Below are 13,819 nucleotides of genomic sequence, written 5' to 3'. Positions count from 1 at the left end.
ATGAATCCGGAGAAAGAAATGGATTTCAAGGAAGTTGGAAATATATTCAAGGATGAGCGCGAGCGCCGCGGCCTGAGCATCAAGGAGGTGATGGAAGTCACCAAGATCAGTCGCCGCAACCTGCTTGCCATTGAGGATGGAAACAAGGACGAATTGCCCCATCCCGTGTATGCCAAGGGCTTCATTCGGAGCTATGCCCGTTTTTTGGGGTTGGATGCCGATGAATTGGCCCAGGTCTTCGATGTAACGGAGTCGGTGGAAGCCGATGCGTTGGATGCGACGGATTACGAGGTGAATCCGCGTGCTGATCTGGCGTTTCAGGATGTGGAAAGAAGGCCGGGAAATCGCAAGAATTCGATGTTTTCCGTCGCGATCATCATTGCCTTGCTGGCATTGCTGGGGGGACTGGTGTATTACTTTGGTTTTTATCAGAAAACAGCCATTACCGAGCAATCAGAAGCAGTGATTTCCTCTGAAAGTGTTGTGGCGGAATCGGCAGAGCAGCCGAACGAAGACATATCTGCTGAAAGGGCCGGGGCGACCGGAGATGTGGTTGCAGCAGCACCTGATAGCTCGGACGAACAAAGTGACGCTGACAGTGTTGCGGATAAGGAACAGAAGAATAATTCGGAGGCCGTGCAAACGGCCTCTGTTGCTGCAGGGCAAAGTGCTGGAGGAGGAACGCTTTCCGAAAACACCGGCAACAATGACGAGTTCGTTTCCGGCGAAAGCGATGTCGATGACGCTGATGCTGTTAAATATGCTCATGTTCTCGTTATACGCGCCACAACTAAGCAGGGATGTTGGGTTGGTGTGTGGAAGAGCGAGGGTAACGATATGGCAAGGGATTTCTTCTTGCGCAATGGAGAGCCGCTTCGTTTGAAGTTTAATAGTTTTCGCCGTATTCGCATCGGCAATGTCCCTGGCGTAGTTGTTCAATACAATGGCGAAGAGTATCCGCTTGACCCCGGGAAGGGTAAAACCCAGGATTTGCGTTTCGGAAAATTGTAACTCCGGACGAGGAATGATGCATGGAAGCCACGGAAAAGGCCCTTGTGCTCAGGGTAGGGCGTTTTCGTGAGGCTGACGCCTGGGTCAGGCTGCTGACTCCATCCCATGGCGTATTCACTGCCTTTGCCTTTGGCGGACTGCGAAGCCGTCGCCGTTTTCTCGGGTGTCTTGATCCCCTTAATCTTGTTCTTTTTTCCATAACCTCGGATAAGCGCGGAGCGTATCAGCGTTTGACCGAGGGAACCCTTTTGAACGGATTTCAGGCCCTGAAGCGCAACAAGGCGTTGGTCGGACAGGCCGTGAATTGCATCAAGTTCATCGAGGCTATCGAGCCCGGGGCAGATGATGGCCGCATTGCATTCGGTCTGCTTGTTGATTTGCTTGAAACATTGGCCGACCAGCAACCCGAAGGCGATCTTTTTCCACTGCTTTTTCGCGCGCGGCTGATTTTCACAATGGGCTTCACACCGGATTTCCTGTCCTGTTCACGCTGTGGGGCCGTGCTCAATGGTGTCGGAAAAGTTCTTTTTTCCGTGGAAAGCGGGCAGGTGACATGCTCTGCTTGTAAATCGGACAATAAAGCGGTAGATGGACTAGCTCGACCCGTTACGGTCGGTGCATTGCGCGCGCTGGACTGGATCATGCGCAGCAGTCCGGCGCAGTGGAGCGGCGTAGGCATGTCTGCAGATGTTCGAAGTCAGATTTTCGAATTGATCGAGTTTTTTGTTGCCTATCATCTTGGCCTCCAGTGGGAGGGCAGGAACTATAAAAAAGTTTGATACGTTGGAGTATTACATGAATTTTCAGGACGTCATCTTGAAGCTGCAGGACTTTTGGGCCAAGCAGGGGTGCGTCGTTGTTCAGCCTGTGGACATTGAAGTCGGAGCGGGCACGTTCAATCCTTCCACCTTTTTCCGGGTCATCGGCCCCGAACCGTGGGACGTGGCCTATGTGCAGCCTTCCAGGAGACCCACGGATGGTCGGTATGGAGAGAATCCCAACCGTTTGCAGCATTACTACCAGTTTCAGGTCATACTGAAACCGTCGCCCGACAATGTACAGGATCTGTATCTGGAGAGCCTCGGTGCCATCGGTATTGATATTCGCGAACACGACATCCGTTTCGTGGAAGATGACTGGGAGTCTCCCACGCTTGGCGCCTGGGGACTTGGTTGGGAGGTTTGGCTTAACGGCATGGAAGTCACCCAGTTTACCTATTTCCAGCAGGTGGGCGGCATTGATCTCAAACCGGTGAGCGTGGAAATCACCTACGGGCTTGAGCGTTTGTGCATGTATCTTCAGGAAAAGGAGTCCGTGTACGACCTGAAGTGGAACGACACCGTGACGTACGGCAACGTCTTTCATCAGAATGAAGTCGAGATGTCCAAGTACAATTTCGAGCTTTCCGATGCGGACATGCTTTTCGACCTGTTCAACAAGTTCGAGGGTGAGTGTCTGAAGCTTTGTGAAGAGGGCTTGCCGTGGCCTGCATACGACTTTTGTCTCAAGTGTTCGCATTCGTTCAACCTGCTGGATGCCCGAGGCGCAATTTCCATTACCGAGCGTGCCGCCTATATCGGCAGGGTACGCAACCTTGCCTCGAAGATCGCGCAGCTCTATGCGCAGCAGCGTGAAGACATGGGCTATCCCATGCTTGGCCGGAACGAATAGTTTTTGACGGGCGAACCAGCAACGAAAAGAGTGGAATAATGGCAGAATTCATTCTGGAAATCGGAATAGAGGAAATGCCCGCGCGTTTTGTGCCCAAGCTGGCCGACGAGCTGGCAGCGCGGTTTGAGAAATTGCTTGCCGAGGCCATGATCGATTGTGATCACGTGGCGACCTATGCCACCCCGCGCAGGCTGACCGCGCACGTAACGGGCATGGGTGAGGAGCAGCGCAGCGAGCAGGAGACCGTGTCCGGTCCTCCGGTGCGTATCGCCTATGACGAGGACGGCAACCTGACCAAGGCCGGTCAAGGCTTTGCCAAGACGCAGGGCGTGGCCGAGGCCGATCTTTTTACCATGAAGACAGACAAGGGTGAGTATCTGGCCGCCACAAAGAATGTGGGCGGCGGCAAGAGCCTCGATATTCTGCCTGATTTGTGTGTGCGTGCCGTGGAAGCCATGACTTTTCCCAAAAGGATGCGTTGGGGCGGGTATGATTTTGCCTTTGGCCGTCCCATCCGATGGCTGCTGGCCCTGCTGGATGACGCCGTGGTCGAGTTTTCCGTGGAAAACCTCACAGCTGACCGTATTTCCCATGGGCATCGCGTCATGGGAGCCGGGCCGTGGACCATTGAGCATGCTTCGAAATATTTTGAAACCATGGAAGCCAAGGCCAAGGTGATTCTGGATCCGGAGCGGCGCAAGCAGATCATTGTGTCAGAAGGCGATAGACTGGCCGCCGAGGCAGGGGGAGCCATTGTCTGGAAGGAGAGCCTGTTGCAGGAAGTGGCCAACCTTGTGGAATGGCCGGTTCCTATTCTTGGCAATATTGATTCCATGTATCTTGAAGTGCCGCGTGAAGTGTTGCTGACAAGCATGCAGAGTCACCAGAAAAGCTTTGGTGTTCAAGGGAAAGACGGAAAGCTGTTGCCACATTTCCTGACCACCCTGAATCTTGTCCCTCAGGATGAAGCGCTTGTTCGCAAGGGGTGGGAGCGTGTTCTGAAGGCTCGGTTGGAGGATGCCCGTTTCTTCTGGGAAGCCGATTGCCGTGTTGATTTCCAGACCTGGCTGGACAAGCTCGAAAGTGTGGTTTTCCTTGGCCCGCTGGGCAGCATGGGCGACAAGGCCCGTCGGCTGGAAAAATTGTGTGGCCAACTCGCAACGATTGTCGCCGAGCCCAAGGGGATTCTCCCCGGCGAGTTGGAGGCATATGCACAGGCCGGGCGTCTTGCCAAGGCGGATCTCGTCTCTGAAATGGTCAACGAATTTGATTCCTTGCAGGGCGTCATGGGCGGCATATACGCGGAAAAGGCGGGCAAGGGTGATGTGATCTCCCAAGCCCTGTACGAGCAGTATCTTCCGGCAGGACCCGAGACTCCGGTTCCGTCGAGTCTGTCCGGTGCTCTGCTTTCCATGGCTGACAAGGCTGACACGCTTACCGGTTGTTTCGGCCTCGGCAAAAAGCCTACCGGGGCCAATGACCCGTTTGCATTGCGCCGCTGTGCACTTGGAATATGCCGTATCATCATGGAGCACGGGCTGGATGTGAATCTGGCTGAGTTGTTGTCCTATGCTCGTTCCGCATATTCCGACGTGAAGTGGAAACTGGACGATGGTGAGGCAAAGGCACGGCTTCTGGACTTTTTTGCCAACCGACTGCGGGCATTGTTTTCGGGCAAGGGATTCGAGACCAAGGTCGTGGATGCGGCCATTGGCGCCGGTTTTGAAGACGTGCGCACGCTGGAGAAGCGTCTTGAGGCGTTGGCTGAATTCAGCGGTACTGATGGCTTTGAACAGGCCGTGCTGACTTTCAAGCGGGCGGCGAATATCATCCGCAAACAGGGCGATGAGGCCGGACAGGAGTTGACCGGCAACTATGACCCGGAGCAACTCGGGGATGCGCAGGAAAAAGCCTTGGCCGCCAAGCTGGAACAGACGGGAGCAGCGTTCGAAGACCTTTGGGATGCTGATGATTTTTCCGGTCTTTTCCGTATGTTGGGAGAACTTCGTCCTACTGTGGATGCGTTCTTCGACAACGTTATGGTCATGTGCGATGATACGACATTGCGTCTGAATCGTCTGAACCTGCTCAAGGCTCTGGTCGATCGTCTTGGCCGTTTGGCTGATTTTAATGCCCTTCAAGTGTAAAAGGGCTTGACAAACAGGGGCGTGGACATATAAACATCCCTGTCTTCGGAAGCGAACAAATCGTTTATTACGAATTTAATTAATAGATTTTAGGAGAACTGTTTTGGCGAATCACAAGTCCGCACTGAAAAGGCACCGTCAGAGCCTCAAGCGCAACCTGCGCAACCGTATGACCAAGACTCGCATCAAGAACACGGTCAAGGCCGTTCGTGATGCCATTGAAGCTAACGATGCCCCCAAGGCGCAGGAAGCTTTGCAGGCTGCCACGTCCATCCTGGATAAGGCTGGCCGCAAGAACGTTATGCATCCCCGCACTGCTGCCCGCAGGATTTCCCGCCTGCAGCAGGCCGTGAACAAGATCGAAGCCTAGCGCCGAGTTCTTTTGAGCATTTCATGCCCGCTACACGTATGTGTGGCGGGCTTTTACCGTTTGAACCGTGGGTTTTCTATCTTCCTTGTTCGGCGATTTTGTTGAGGGCTTGTTTGTCCAGGATCGTTATTTCCTTGCCGTTCATGGCGATTATTTCGTCTTTTACAAACCGTTTGAGTATGCGCGACAGGGTTTCCTGAATAGTGCCCAGATAAAAGGCCACTTGTCCCTTGGGCAGGTCCAGTGTGAACGTTGCGGATTCCCTGCTTCCGGCAAGCAGCAGCAGGTGGGCGGCAACCCGGGCCGGAGCTTCCTTGAGGCTCAGGTCTTCGATCTTGTTGACCAGAATACGCAATCGTGATGACAGTTGTGCCATCATGGTCATGGCCAGATCAGGGTCGCTGGCGATGATGCGGGCAAATTCCACTCTCGGCACATAGAGCAGTATGGAATTTTCAAGGGTTTGGGCGTGTACGGGAAAGGTCGTGCCTTCGAAGACTGGCACCTCGGCAAAGTTTTCTCCGGTTTTGAATATGTTCAGAATCTGTTCTTTCCCGGAAGGGGAATTGCGGTAGATTTTTACTTTCCCGCTGATGACCGCGTAGAAGCCGCTGGCCGGGGTGTCGGCTTCGAAAATGACCTCTCCCTTGCGGTATCCTTTTTGTACGACTATTTCTGCCAGCCGCTTTTGCTTTTCTTCCGGAATATCCTTGAAGATCGACACACTTTTGACTGACTGCAATGTATTTTGTCCCGTCATGGTTTTGTTTCCTGTATTTTGTTCTGTCATTTGACTTAAATCATGTCATCGGCATTTTTGTTTGTCCATATTGGACTCACGGAGGCGATTGCATGCGTTTTGTGGTTTTATTTTTACCTGCGTCAGCTCTTGTCTTGCTGGGCGCCCATTATGCCCGGGGTGGTGAACTCGGGGTTGCGGTTGCGCATGTTTTGCTTGCCGTGTTCCTGTTCTCCAAAAGAGCGTGGGTCCGTCCTGTGGCCGCGGGCATTCTGGTGCTCGGTTCCGTGGAGTGGGTCAACGCCTTCGTTGACCTGGTCAGGTTTCGGTTGGCCGCGGATATTCCGTGGTCGCGCGCGACCATAATCATGGGCATGGTTTTAGCCCTGAATGTGTTGGCCCTGTTTTCGTTGATGTGCAGAGGCGCGCGTGATTTCTATTCCCGTCACAGGGAGAACATCGGCTGGCGTGCGGCCATGTTTTTTGTGGTGATCATCGTACTTGTCTTCATTCGGGCAAAGACGGCAATTCCATTGTTGCTGGCGGACAGGTTTTTTCCGGGCTGGGGCGGGCTGGAAACGTTTGCCCTTGGGCTGTATGCGGTCTGGATTGGCGGCAAGATGCTTGACCCGCAACAAAACAGGCGTGCGCGGCCACGCATCTGGGCGTTTTTCTCCATCGTCTTTTTCTCGCAGCTGGTTCTGGGGTTGGCCGGGGTGGAGCGTATGCTCATGACCGGAGATCTGCATCTTCCGGTTCCCGCGCTCATTGTGGCCGGCCCTGTGTTTCGCGGCGGGGGCGTGTTCATGCTTGCCCTGTTTTCAGCCACGGTCTTCCTGGTCGGTCCGGCATGGTGCAGCCATCTCTGCTATATTGGCGCCTTGGACGATTTCATGAGCCGTAGGGGTGGAAAGGCCGGGCAGAACAAGAAGTTTGAGCGTCTGGGCGTGTGGGGACGCGGAGCCACTTTGGTTTTGGTTCTTGGCGCGGCGGTTATTTTGCGCCAGCAGGACGTCTCATGGTTGGTGGCGGTTTGGGCTGCCGCGGTTTTCGGCCTGATCGGCATCGGGATCATGTTCGTGTTTTCACGCAGGGCAGGGCTTATGGTCCATTGTACGACCTTTTGCCCCATGGGCCTGCTGGCCGTTGTTTTCGGTCGTCTTTCCCTGTGGCGTATCAGGATTGATACCAATTGTTCCCGGTGTTCGGCCTGTTTTTCCCATTGTCGTTACAACGCGCTTTCCGAAGAGGCCATGGTGGCCGGACAACCCGGAATGAACTGCACGTTGTGCGGGGATTGTGTTGCTGCATGTCCGGGTGGGCACGTCGCTTATTCGTTTCCATTTTTGAATTCAGTCAATTCGCGCGCTCTGTTTTTGACACTTGTGATCAGTCTGCATGCGGTCTTCCTTGGCGTCGCGAGAATGTAAATATTGTAAAGGAGTAGAGTCATGGGTGTGATTCGCAAGATGATCAAGGTCGATGAGGAAAAGTGCACCGGGTGCGGCTTGTGCGTGCCGGGTTGCGAAGAAGGTGCCCTGCAGATCATTGACGGAAAGGCGCGGTTGGTAAGCGACGTGTACTGTGACGGGCTTGGCGCCTGCCTTGGCGAATGTCCGGAAGGCGCGTTGTCCGTGGAAGAGCGGGAAGCCGAGGACTTTGATCCTCGGGCCGTTGTTGAGCTTTTGACCGAACAGGGCAGAACTGTTCCCGAGCACATGCCGGACCCCGCAAGCTTGCGGATAGACAAAAAAGCCCGGCCAGGCGGTGGTTGCCCGGGAGCGGCCCTCAAGACCATGACTCCCTGCCAGCAGGCCAATGTTCCTGTTTCAGAGGCTTCTGCCGTTTCCAATCTTTCCCATTGGCCGGTTCAGCTTCGGCTTGTTCCGCCGACCGCGCCTTTTTTGAAGGATGCCGACTTGTTGCTGACCGCGGACTGCGTGGCCGTTGCTCTGCCGGATTATCATGCCCGGTATGTCCGGGACAAGGTCGTGGTCATGGGCTGCCCCAAGTTCGATGATGCGCAGGACTATGTTGAACGGTTGGCGGCGATCATTGCCCGGAACGATTTGAAGACCATAACCGTGATGGAGATGGAGGTGCCGTGTTGCTCGTCCATGAGCGTTATTCTGGAACGGGCCATGGCCAAGGCAGGCCGGTCCGTGGCGACTACACGGATGATCATAGCGCGTGACGGCAGGGTGTTGTCCCGCGAATCCCTGAATTTGTGAAGCGCAGGAGGTGCGACAATGAAGAATGTCAACCTGTACGAACTGAACGGTTTCAAGGATTTGGCCTTTTCCAGCCAGCTGGTGCATGAGTCGCCGTATATGAAGGTGCTCAGCTTCAACTTTCGGGCCGGACAGAAGCTGCCTGTGCATTCCCATGACCTTGAGGGCGAGCTGACCATTGCCGTGCTTGAAGGGGAAGGTCGTTTTTTGGCTCAGGACGATGCGTCCATCCCTGCCCGTGCCGGGGACGTGCTATGCTCGCGCATTGCCGAACCGCATGGCGTTGAGGCGGATACGGACATGCGGGTTCTGGTGACCATTGCTCCGCCGATCTGAGAAGGGATGTCCGTGACGATGCAAAAAAAAGCAATGCAGGAAGATACCAAGCCTGCCGTTATCTCTCGCAGAGACGGCAGCTTTGATGTCGGTGTGGCATCCATCTACGGACGCGTTTGCGCGGACGACTTGAGCGTGGTCAATCGTGTGGTGCAGGAGTTCGGATTGCCGGGAATCCGTCTTTCTGCTGCCCGGACCATGGTGGTGGAAGGCGTGCCGAATGATTTGGCAGACCGTGTGCAACAAGCTCTGGGCTCGGCATGTGCCTCTGTGCAGTACATGATTTCCGGGTGTCCGGGAAACGACGTGTGTAAGCGGGGAGCACTGTCCACCGCAAGCATGGCACAGCGGTTGGAAAAGGTGCTGGAAGATCTCGGAACGATGCCTGCCCCGGTCAAGTGTGGTTTGTCCGGTTGTCCCCGGTGTTGCGGCGAATCCGTGGTGCGCGATGTGGGGCTGATGGGGACGGGCAAAAAAGGGTGGACTGTCTTTTTTGGCGGCAATGCCGGGCGAAAAATTCGGGCTGGTGATGAAGTCGGCAGGGGCTTGAATGATGAACAGACTATTGCTCTAGCGTCCCGGCTGCTTGCGGTCTACCGGGCGAAGGCGCGACCGCGTGAAAGAACAGCCCGCTTTGTGGAGCGTGTTGGTATTGCGATGATCAAACGTGTTGTTATGCGAGGTCCTGAACACGATGATTGATCGTTTCGCCGTGTTTGTTTTGGTCGAATCATTGCCATCATGAAGTTGCACACACGGGAAAACATGCGTAAAAAGGCCATGTTGATCAAGTCTGTCATGGCAACGAGGAGCCTGATTTGCGTATTATTATCGTGGGGGCCGGGGAAGTCGGATTTCATATTTCCCGCCGCCTTGCTGTAGAGAACAAGGAAGTCGTGGTGGTGGACAGGTCTGCCGACGCGCTCAAGCGGGTGGCAGAAGCCACAGACGTTCAGACTATAGAAGGGTCGGGCTGCAGCCCGCAAGTGTTGTCTGATGCCGGAGTGGAAGGCGCGGACATTCTTTTGGCCGTGACCGATAGCGACGAAGTCAATATTCTTTCCTGCTTCTACGCCAACCGGCTTTCGCCGAAAACAACCAAGCTGGCCCGGCTTCGCAGTGCCGATTACACCAATCATTCCGAATTGCTTACGGGAGACGGGTTGAACATCGCCAAGATAATCAATCCGGATCAGGAAGTGGTGGATTCCATTCTTCGCCTCATGAGCGTGCCCGGAGCCATGGAAATCAGCGAGTTCGCACAGGGCAAGATACGTCTCAGCGGTATCAACCTGCCTGACCAGAGTCCGCTCATCGGCACCCGTTTGCTCAACCTGCGCGAACACATTGGCGACGTGCCTCTGGTCATAGCCGCCATCGTGCGCGACAATACGCTCATAATTCCCAGCGGTGCGGACGAAGTGAGGCAGGGGGACGTGGTGTATCTTGCCTACGACATCAAGGATCAGGAAGATATTCTTGAACGCCTTGGCGTCACTGCTGAACCTCTACGCAAGGTGTTGATCATCGGCGGTGGTAATATCGGTTACAAGCTAGCAAAATCGTTAGATAATAAGTTTTATCATACACGTATCCTGGAGCAGGACCCGCGACGGTGCGACTGGCTCTCCGAGCGATTGGACCGGCCCATTGTCCTTATGGGCAACGGTACGGACCAGGAGGTGCTCAGTCAGGAAAACGTTGGGGATCTTGACCTTGTCATTGCCGTGACCGGGGACGAGGAGACCAATATCCTGAGTTGCGTGCTGGCCAAGAGTCTGGGAACAAAAAGCACCATCACCAGAATCAACAACTTTGCATACATGCCTCTGATCGAGCCTATCGGCATCGACCATCTGGTCTGCCCGCGTCTGTCGGCCATCAATTCCCTGCTGCATTTCATTCGCCGGGGGCAGGTCATATCTACGGCCAGCATCAAGGGCGAGGAAGCCGAAGCCCTGGAAGCGATCGCCCAGGAAAATTCAGAGATCGTGGGCAAGCCCATCATGGATCTGGGTTTTCCCCGCGGATGTCTGGTGCTCTGTTTTCAGCGTGGGGACGAGGTTGTCATTCCCCGCGGCGACACGGTCATCGAGCCGCAGGATCGGCTGATCATTCTTTCTACCCGCCAGAACATTCCCAAGGTTGAAAAAGCGTTGGATGTGAAGATGGAGTTCTTCTAGATGCGTTGGCAGTATGTTCTGCACGTCATAGGGGCATTGGTCGGCTGCGTGGGGCTGACCATGCTTTGGCCCTTGTGTTGGGGCCTGTATTACGGTGATGCCGGGGCCATGCCCCTGGCGCTGGCCATGCTGATCACCGTGGCCTCCGGCGTCACGCTTTTTTTCGTGTTCAGAAAAAAGACAGCAAAGGGGATCAGTCATCGAGAGGGCATGGCCATTGTGGCGCTTGGCTGGTTTGCAGCCGGTGTATTCGGCGGCCTTCCGTTTCTTTTCAGTGGCACGTTTCCCGGTCTTGTGGATTGTGTTTTCGAGTCCCTGTCCGGTTTTACCACCACCGGCTCCTCCGTGTTGTCCGACATTGAAGCGCTGCCGCGCAGTATTCTTTTTTGGCGCAGCCTGACACATTGGCTTGGAGGCATGGGGATTATTGTCCTTTCCCTGGCCATTTTGCCTTTTCTCGGTGTGGGCGGCATGCAGCTTTACAAGGCCGAGGTTCCTGGCCCGGTACCGGACAAACTCAAGCCGCGCATCAAGGACACGGCAATGGTGCTGTGGAAGGTTTATGTTCTTTTTTCCGTGTTGGAGACCGTGTTGCTCATGTTCGGTGGCATGGATCTGTTTGATGCCCTGTGCCATACGTTCGGCACCATGGCCACCGGTGGTTTTTCCACCAAGAATACTTCCGTGGCCTATTTTGACAGCGCGTACATCGATTATGTGATCACGGCATTCATGTTGATTGCAGGAATCAACTTTTCCTTGCATTACCTGCTGCTCAAGGGAAAGCCTAAAACCATGTTCAAGGACCCGGAATTCAGGACTTTCGTCTCGCTGTTCAGCCTTTTTGTCTTGGTGCTGACCGTTGCGGTCTATGTGGCTGGCAATTACGATAATACCGCTGACGCGTTTCGCTATACCTCGTTCCAGGTGGCCTCCATCCTGACCACCACGGGGTTTGCCACTGCAAATTACGAATTGTGGCCGGGCGTTTGTCAGGCCATATTGCTGTTTTGCATGTTTGTTGGCGGTTGCGCCGGTTCCACGGGCGGCGGCATGAAGGTCATGCGTATCATGTTGATCATGAAGCAGTCATATCAGGAGCTTTTCCGCCTCATTCACCCCCGTGCTGTTTCCCGGGTCAAGATGGGGCGTCGTCCTGTTCCTGATGACGTGATCAGGGGTGTTTGGGGCTTTTTTGTCCTGTGGCTCGGATTGTTTGTTCTCTGTGCATTCGTTGTCGCCGGCACAGGAGCGGATGTCGTATCTTCCTTTGCAGCTGCGCTGGCGTGCATAGGCAATATCGGCCCCGGGATCGGTACAGTTGGTCCCACGGAGAATTATGCGCATTTCAGTGATATGGCCAAATGGATGCTGACATTTTGTATGGTTTTGGGAAGATTGGAGATTTATACGGTGGTCATCTTGTTTGTGCCTGAGTTCTGGCGCAAATAGCAAATGGTGCCTCTAGCATATGAAAAGGGCCTGCGGCTGTATGCTGCAGGCCCTTTTTTTATTGGGGGGGGCGGCGTTTCACCGTACGCGGAAATGACACCCTTTTGATTGCTTGTTGCGCATGGCGGCCAGCGTAATGATGTATGCGCACTGGCTGCCGTGGAACAGGTCGATGATAGGCTTGGATGGCGGGGTTTTGCGATAGAAGTCCTGTAGATTCTTGTACAGGTTGCGAAGGTCCGCGAAGGCACGGTTGAGGCGGTATTTGTTGCGTGCGATACCCACATAATTCCACATGGTATTGCGCACGGTCGCCCAATCCTGGGCTATCAGTGCCGGATCTTCATTTTCTATGTTGCCCGGACTTTGCCAGTCGGGAATGCTGTCCACGAGCTTGCGGGTGAGAATGGTTTTCTTGTGTGCGAGGTGTTTGGCAATATCATTGGCAGCCCCATATCCCCAAACCAATCCTTCAAGCAAAGAAGTGCTGGCCAGCCTGTTTGCGCCATGCACGCCTGTGCAGCTGGTCTCTCCGGCGGCGTAGAGCCTGTCGAGGGTCGTGCGCCCATTGATGTCCGTGAGCACGCCGCCGCAGAAATAGTGGGCAGCCGGTACCACGGGAATAGGCTGACTGCAGATGTCCACGCCCATGTTGGCGCAGTTTTGCGAAATGGTAGGGAACCGTTCGTGAATATCGCAGTCCACGTTGTTGGAAACGTCCAGATATACGCAATCCGCCCCGGAGTGGAGCATTTCGTCCATGATGGCTCTGGTGACGATGTCTCGCGGGGCGAGGTCTGCCCGTTCGTCGTATTTGGGCATGAAGGCTTCGCCCGAACCATTGACCAGTTTGGCTCCTTCGCCACGAACTGCTTCGGAAACGAGAAAACGGCGTTCCCCGCGTTTTGCTCCTCCATACAGTGCCGTGGGGTGGAATTGGATGTATTCGCAGTTCATGAGCTTGGCACCGGCGCGTTGGGCCATTGCCAGTCCGGAACCGATGGAGCTTTGGGTGTTGGTGGTATGCAGGAACACCTGTCCTACGCCGCCTGTGGCAAGCATGGTGAATCGGGCGAGGATCGTTTCCACGCTTTTGTTTTCTTCATTGAATACATATGCCCCGACACACTGGTTGTTGAGGCTGTATTGGTAATCCGTGTGGCGGGCATGGTGCCCGGTTGTCAGGAGGTCGATGGCCGTTCTGCTGGTCAGGATGCGAATATTGGGCGAAGCATTGAGAGCTTCGGCCAAGGTTTCCATGATGTTCTTTCCTGTATGATCCGCGCAATATAAAATTCTGGCGATGGAGTGGCCACCTTCCTTGGTCAGATTCCAGGAGTCGTGTGTCTTGCTGAAGGGGACGGGATATTTTTCGATAAGGACTTTTTTCAGTATTTCCGGCCCGTGTTGCGCAAGGTGCCGGACTGCACGGATGTAGTTGTGATTCCAACCGGCAGTGAGGATGTCTTTTTCGAGGCTTTTCGGGCTGTCCTCTTCCGATGTATAGACAATGCCGCCTTGAGCAAGGCTGGTGTTACCCCAGGTCAATTCTTCCCCTGCCGTGAGGATCGTGGTTTCCACACCAGCCTCGGCAAGAGTCAGTGCGGCAACGGCCCCGGCTATTCCGGAGCCGATGATCAATGCATCGGTCGTCATTCTGTGGTCGTTCATGGCCGGTA

General features: G+C 54.7%; 13 protein-coding genes. 11 read left to right on the top strand and 2 right to left on the bottom strand.

Annotation, left to right across the window (positions count from 1 at the left end; translation table 11 throughout):
- Window positions 1-18 precede the first annotated feature (18 nt).
- From F8A88_RS11920 to rpsT, 5 genes are all read left to right on the top strand, one after another.
- Window positions 19-1,011 (top strand): RodZ domain-containing protein, encoded by a 993-nt coding sequence (locus F8A88_RS11920; protein WP_161598410.1) that lies wholly within the window; start codon window positions 19-21, stop codon window positions 1,009-1,011.
- A 20-nt stretch (window positions 1,012-1,031) separates the two neighbouring features.
- Window positions 1,032-1,790, top strand: a complete 759-nt coding sequence (gene recO, locus F8A88_RS11915) for a DNA repair protein RecO (protein ID WP_151151386.1) — start codon at window positions 1,032-1,034, stop codon at window positions 1,788-1,790.
- 16 nt (window positions 1,791-1,806) lie between these two features.
- Window positions 1,807-2,682 (top strand): glycine--tRNA ligase subunit alpha, encoded by an 876-nt coding sequence (glyQ, locus tag F8A88_RS11910; RefSeq protein ID WP_151151385.1) that lies wholly within the window; start codon window positions 1,807-1,809, stop codon window positions 2,680-2,682.
- A gap of 38 nt (window positions 2,683-2,720) precedes the next feature.
- Window positions 2,721-4,829 (top strand): glycine--tRNA ligase subunit beta, encoded by a 2,109-nt coding sequence (glyS, locus tag F8A88_RS11905; protein ID WP_151151384.1) that lies wholly within the window; start codon window positions 2,721-2,723, stop codon window positions 4,827-4,829.
- Window positions 4,830-4,932: 103 nt separating this feature from the next.
- Window positions 4,933-5,199: a 30S ribosomal protein S20 gene (gene rpsT / locus F8A88_RS11900; RefSeq protein WP_151151383.1), complete on the top strand. Its 267-nt coding sequence runs from the start codon at window positions 4,933-4,935 to the stop codon at window positions 5,197-5,199.
- A 76-nt stretch (window positions 5,200-5,275) separates the two neighbouring features.
- On the opposite strand, the gene F8A88_RS11895 is transcribed toward rpsT, so the two are convergent.
- Window positions 5,276-5,959, bottom strand: coding sequence for a Crp/Fnr family transcriptional regulator (locus F8A88_RS11895; protein ID WP_151151382.1), 684 nt, complete (start codon window positions 5,957-5,959; stop codon window positions 5,276-5,278).
- 92 nt (window positions 5,960-6,051) lie between these two features.
- On the opposite strand from F8A88_RS11895, the gene F8A88_RS11890 reads away from it, so the two are divergent.
- The 6 genes from F8A88_RS11890 (at window position 6,052) to F8A88_RS11865 (ending at window position 12,140) form a co-directional block, all read left to right on the top strand.
- Window positions 6,052-7,368, top strand: coding sequence for a 4Fe-4S binding protein (locus F8A88_RS11890; RefSeq protein ID WP_151151381.1), 1,317 nt, complete (start codon window positions 6,052-6,054; stop codon window positions 7,366-7,368).
- 21 nt (window positions 7,369-7,389) lie between these two features.
- Window positions 7,390-8,169: an ATP-binding protein gene (locus F8A88_RS11885; protein WP_151151380.1), complete on the top strand. Its 780-nt coding sequence runs from the start codon at window positions 7,390-7,392 to the stop codon at window positions 8,167-8,169.
- An 18-nt stretch (window positions 8,170-8,187) separates the two neighbouring features.
- Complete coding sequence (locus tag F8A88_RS11880) at window positions 8,188-8,505, top strand: cupin domain-containing protein (RefSeq protein WP_151151379.1); 318 nt, start codon at window positions 8,188-8,190, stop codon at window positions 8,503-8,505.
- A 6-nt stretch (window positions 8,506-8,511) separates the two neighbouring features.
- The gene (locus tag F8A88_RS11875) at window positions 8,512-9,207 is read left to right on the top strand and encodes a nitrite/sulfite reductase domain-containing protein (protein WP_151151378.1); all 696 of its coding nucleotides are present in this window, start codon (window positions 8,512-8,514) and stop codon (window positions 9,205-9,207) included.
- A gap of 116 nt (window positions 9,208-9,323) precedes the next feature.
- Complete coding sequence (gene trkA / locus F8A88_RS11870; RefSeq protein ID WP_151151377.1) at window positions 9,324-10,688, top strand: Trk system potassium transporter TrkA; 1,365 nt, start codon at window positions 9,324-9,326, stop codon at window positions 10,686-10,688.
- Window positions 10,689-12,140 carry a TrkH family potassium uptake protein gene (locus F8A88_RS11865; RefSeq protein ID WP_151151376.1) on the top strand — a complete coding sequence of 484 codons (1,452 nt, stop codon included), beginning with the start codon at window positions 10,689-10,691 and terminating at the stop codon, window positions 12,138-12,140.
- A gap of 78 nt (window positions 12,141-12,218) precedes the next feature.
- Here F8A88_RS11865 and nadB read toward each other — a convergent pair whose 3' ends face one another.
- Window positions 12,219-13,811: an L-aspartate oxidase gene (gene nadB, locus F8A88_RS11860; protein WP_151151375.1), complete on the bottom strand. Its 1,593-nt coding sequence runs from the start codon at window positions 13,809-13,811 to the stop codon at window positions 12,219-12,221.
- Window positions 13,812-13,819 lie beyond the last annotated feature (8 nt).

The organism is Pseudodesulfovibrio senegalensis, assembly GCF_008830225.1.
Classification (GTDB): Bacteria; Desulfobacterota; Desulfovibrionia; order Desulfovibrionales; family Desulfovibrionaceae; genus Pseudodesulfovibrio; species Pseudodesulfovibrio senegalensis.
The sequence above is the reverse complement of the archived record's forward strand: the minus strand, read 5'-3'. Positions and strand labels throughout refer to the sequence as shown.

Bases quoted from the DNA above. Each gene is read 5' to 3' on its own strand.
- F8A88_RS11920 (WP_161598410.1), top strand. From the start codon at position 19: ATGGATTTCAAGGAAGTTGGAAATATATTCAAGGATGAGCGCGAGCGC.
- recO (WP_151151386.1), top strand. From the start codon at position 1,032: ATGGAAGCCACGGAAAAGGCCCTTGTGCTCAGGGTAGGGCGTTTTCGT.
- glyQ (WP_151151385.1), top strand. From the start codon at position 1,807: ATGAATTTTCAGGACGTCATCTTGAAGCTGCAGGACTTTTGGGCCAAG.
- glyS (WP_151151384.1), top strand. From the start codon at position 2,721: ATGGCAGAATTCATTCTGGAAATCGGAATAGAGGAAATGCCCGCGCGT.
- F8A88_RS11895 (WP_151151382.1), bottom strand. From the start codon at position 5,959: ATGACGGGACAAAATACATTGCAGTCAGTCAAAAGTGTGTCGATCTTC.
- F8A88_RS11890 (WP_151151381.1), top strand. From the start codon at position 6,052: ATGCGTTTTGTGGTTTTATTTTTACCTGCGTCAGCTCTTGTCTTGCTG.
- F8A88_RS11885 (WP_151151380.1), top strand. From the start codon at position 7,390: ATGGGTGTGATTCGCAAGATGATCAAGGTCGATGAGGAAAAGTGCACC.
- F8A88_RS11880 (WP_151151379.1), top strand. From the start codon at position 8,188: ATGAAGAATGTCAACCTGTACGAACTGAACGGTTTCAAGGATTTGGCC.
- F8A88_RS11875 (WP_151151378.1), top strand. From the start codon at position 8,512: ATGTCCGTGACGATGCAAAAAAAAGCAATGCAGGAAGATACCAAGCCT.
- F8A88_RS11865 (WP_151151376.1), top strand. From the start codon at position 10,689: ATGCGTTGGCAGTATGTTCTGCACGTCATAGGGGCATTGGTCGGCTGC.
- nadB (WP_151151375.1), bottom strand. From the start codon at position 13,811: ATGAACGACCACAGAATGACGACCGATGCATTGATCATCGGCTCCGGA.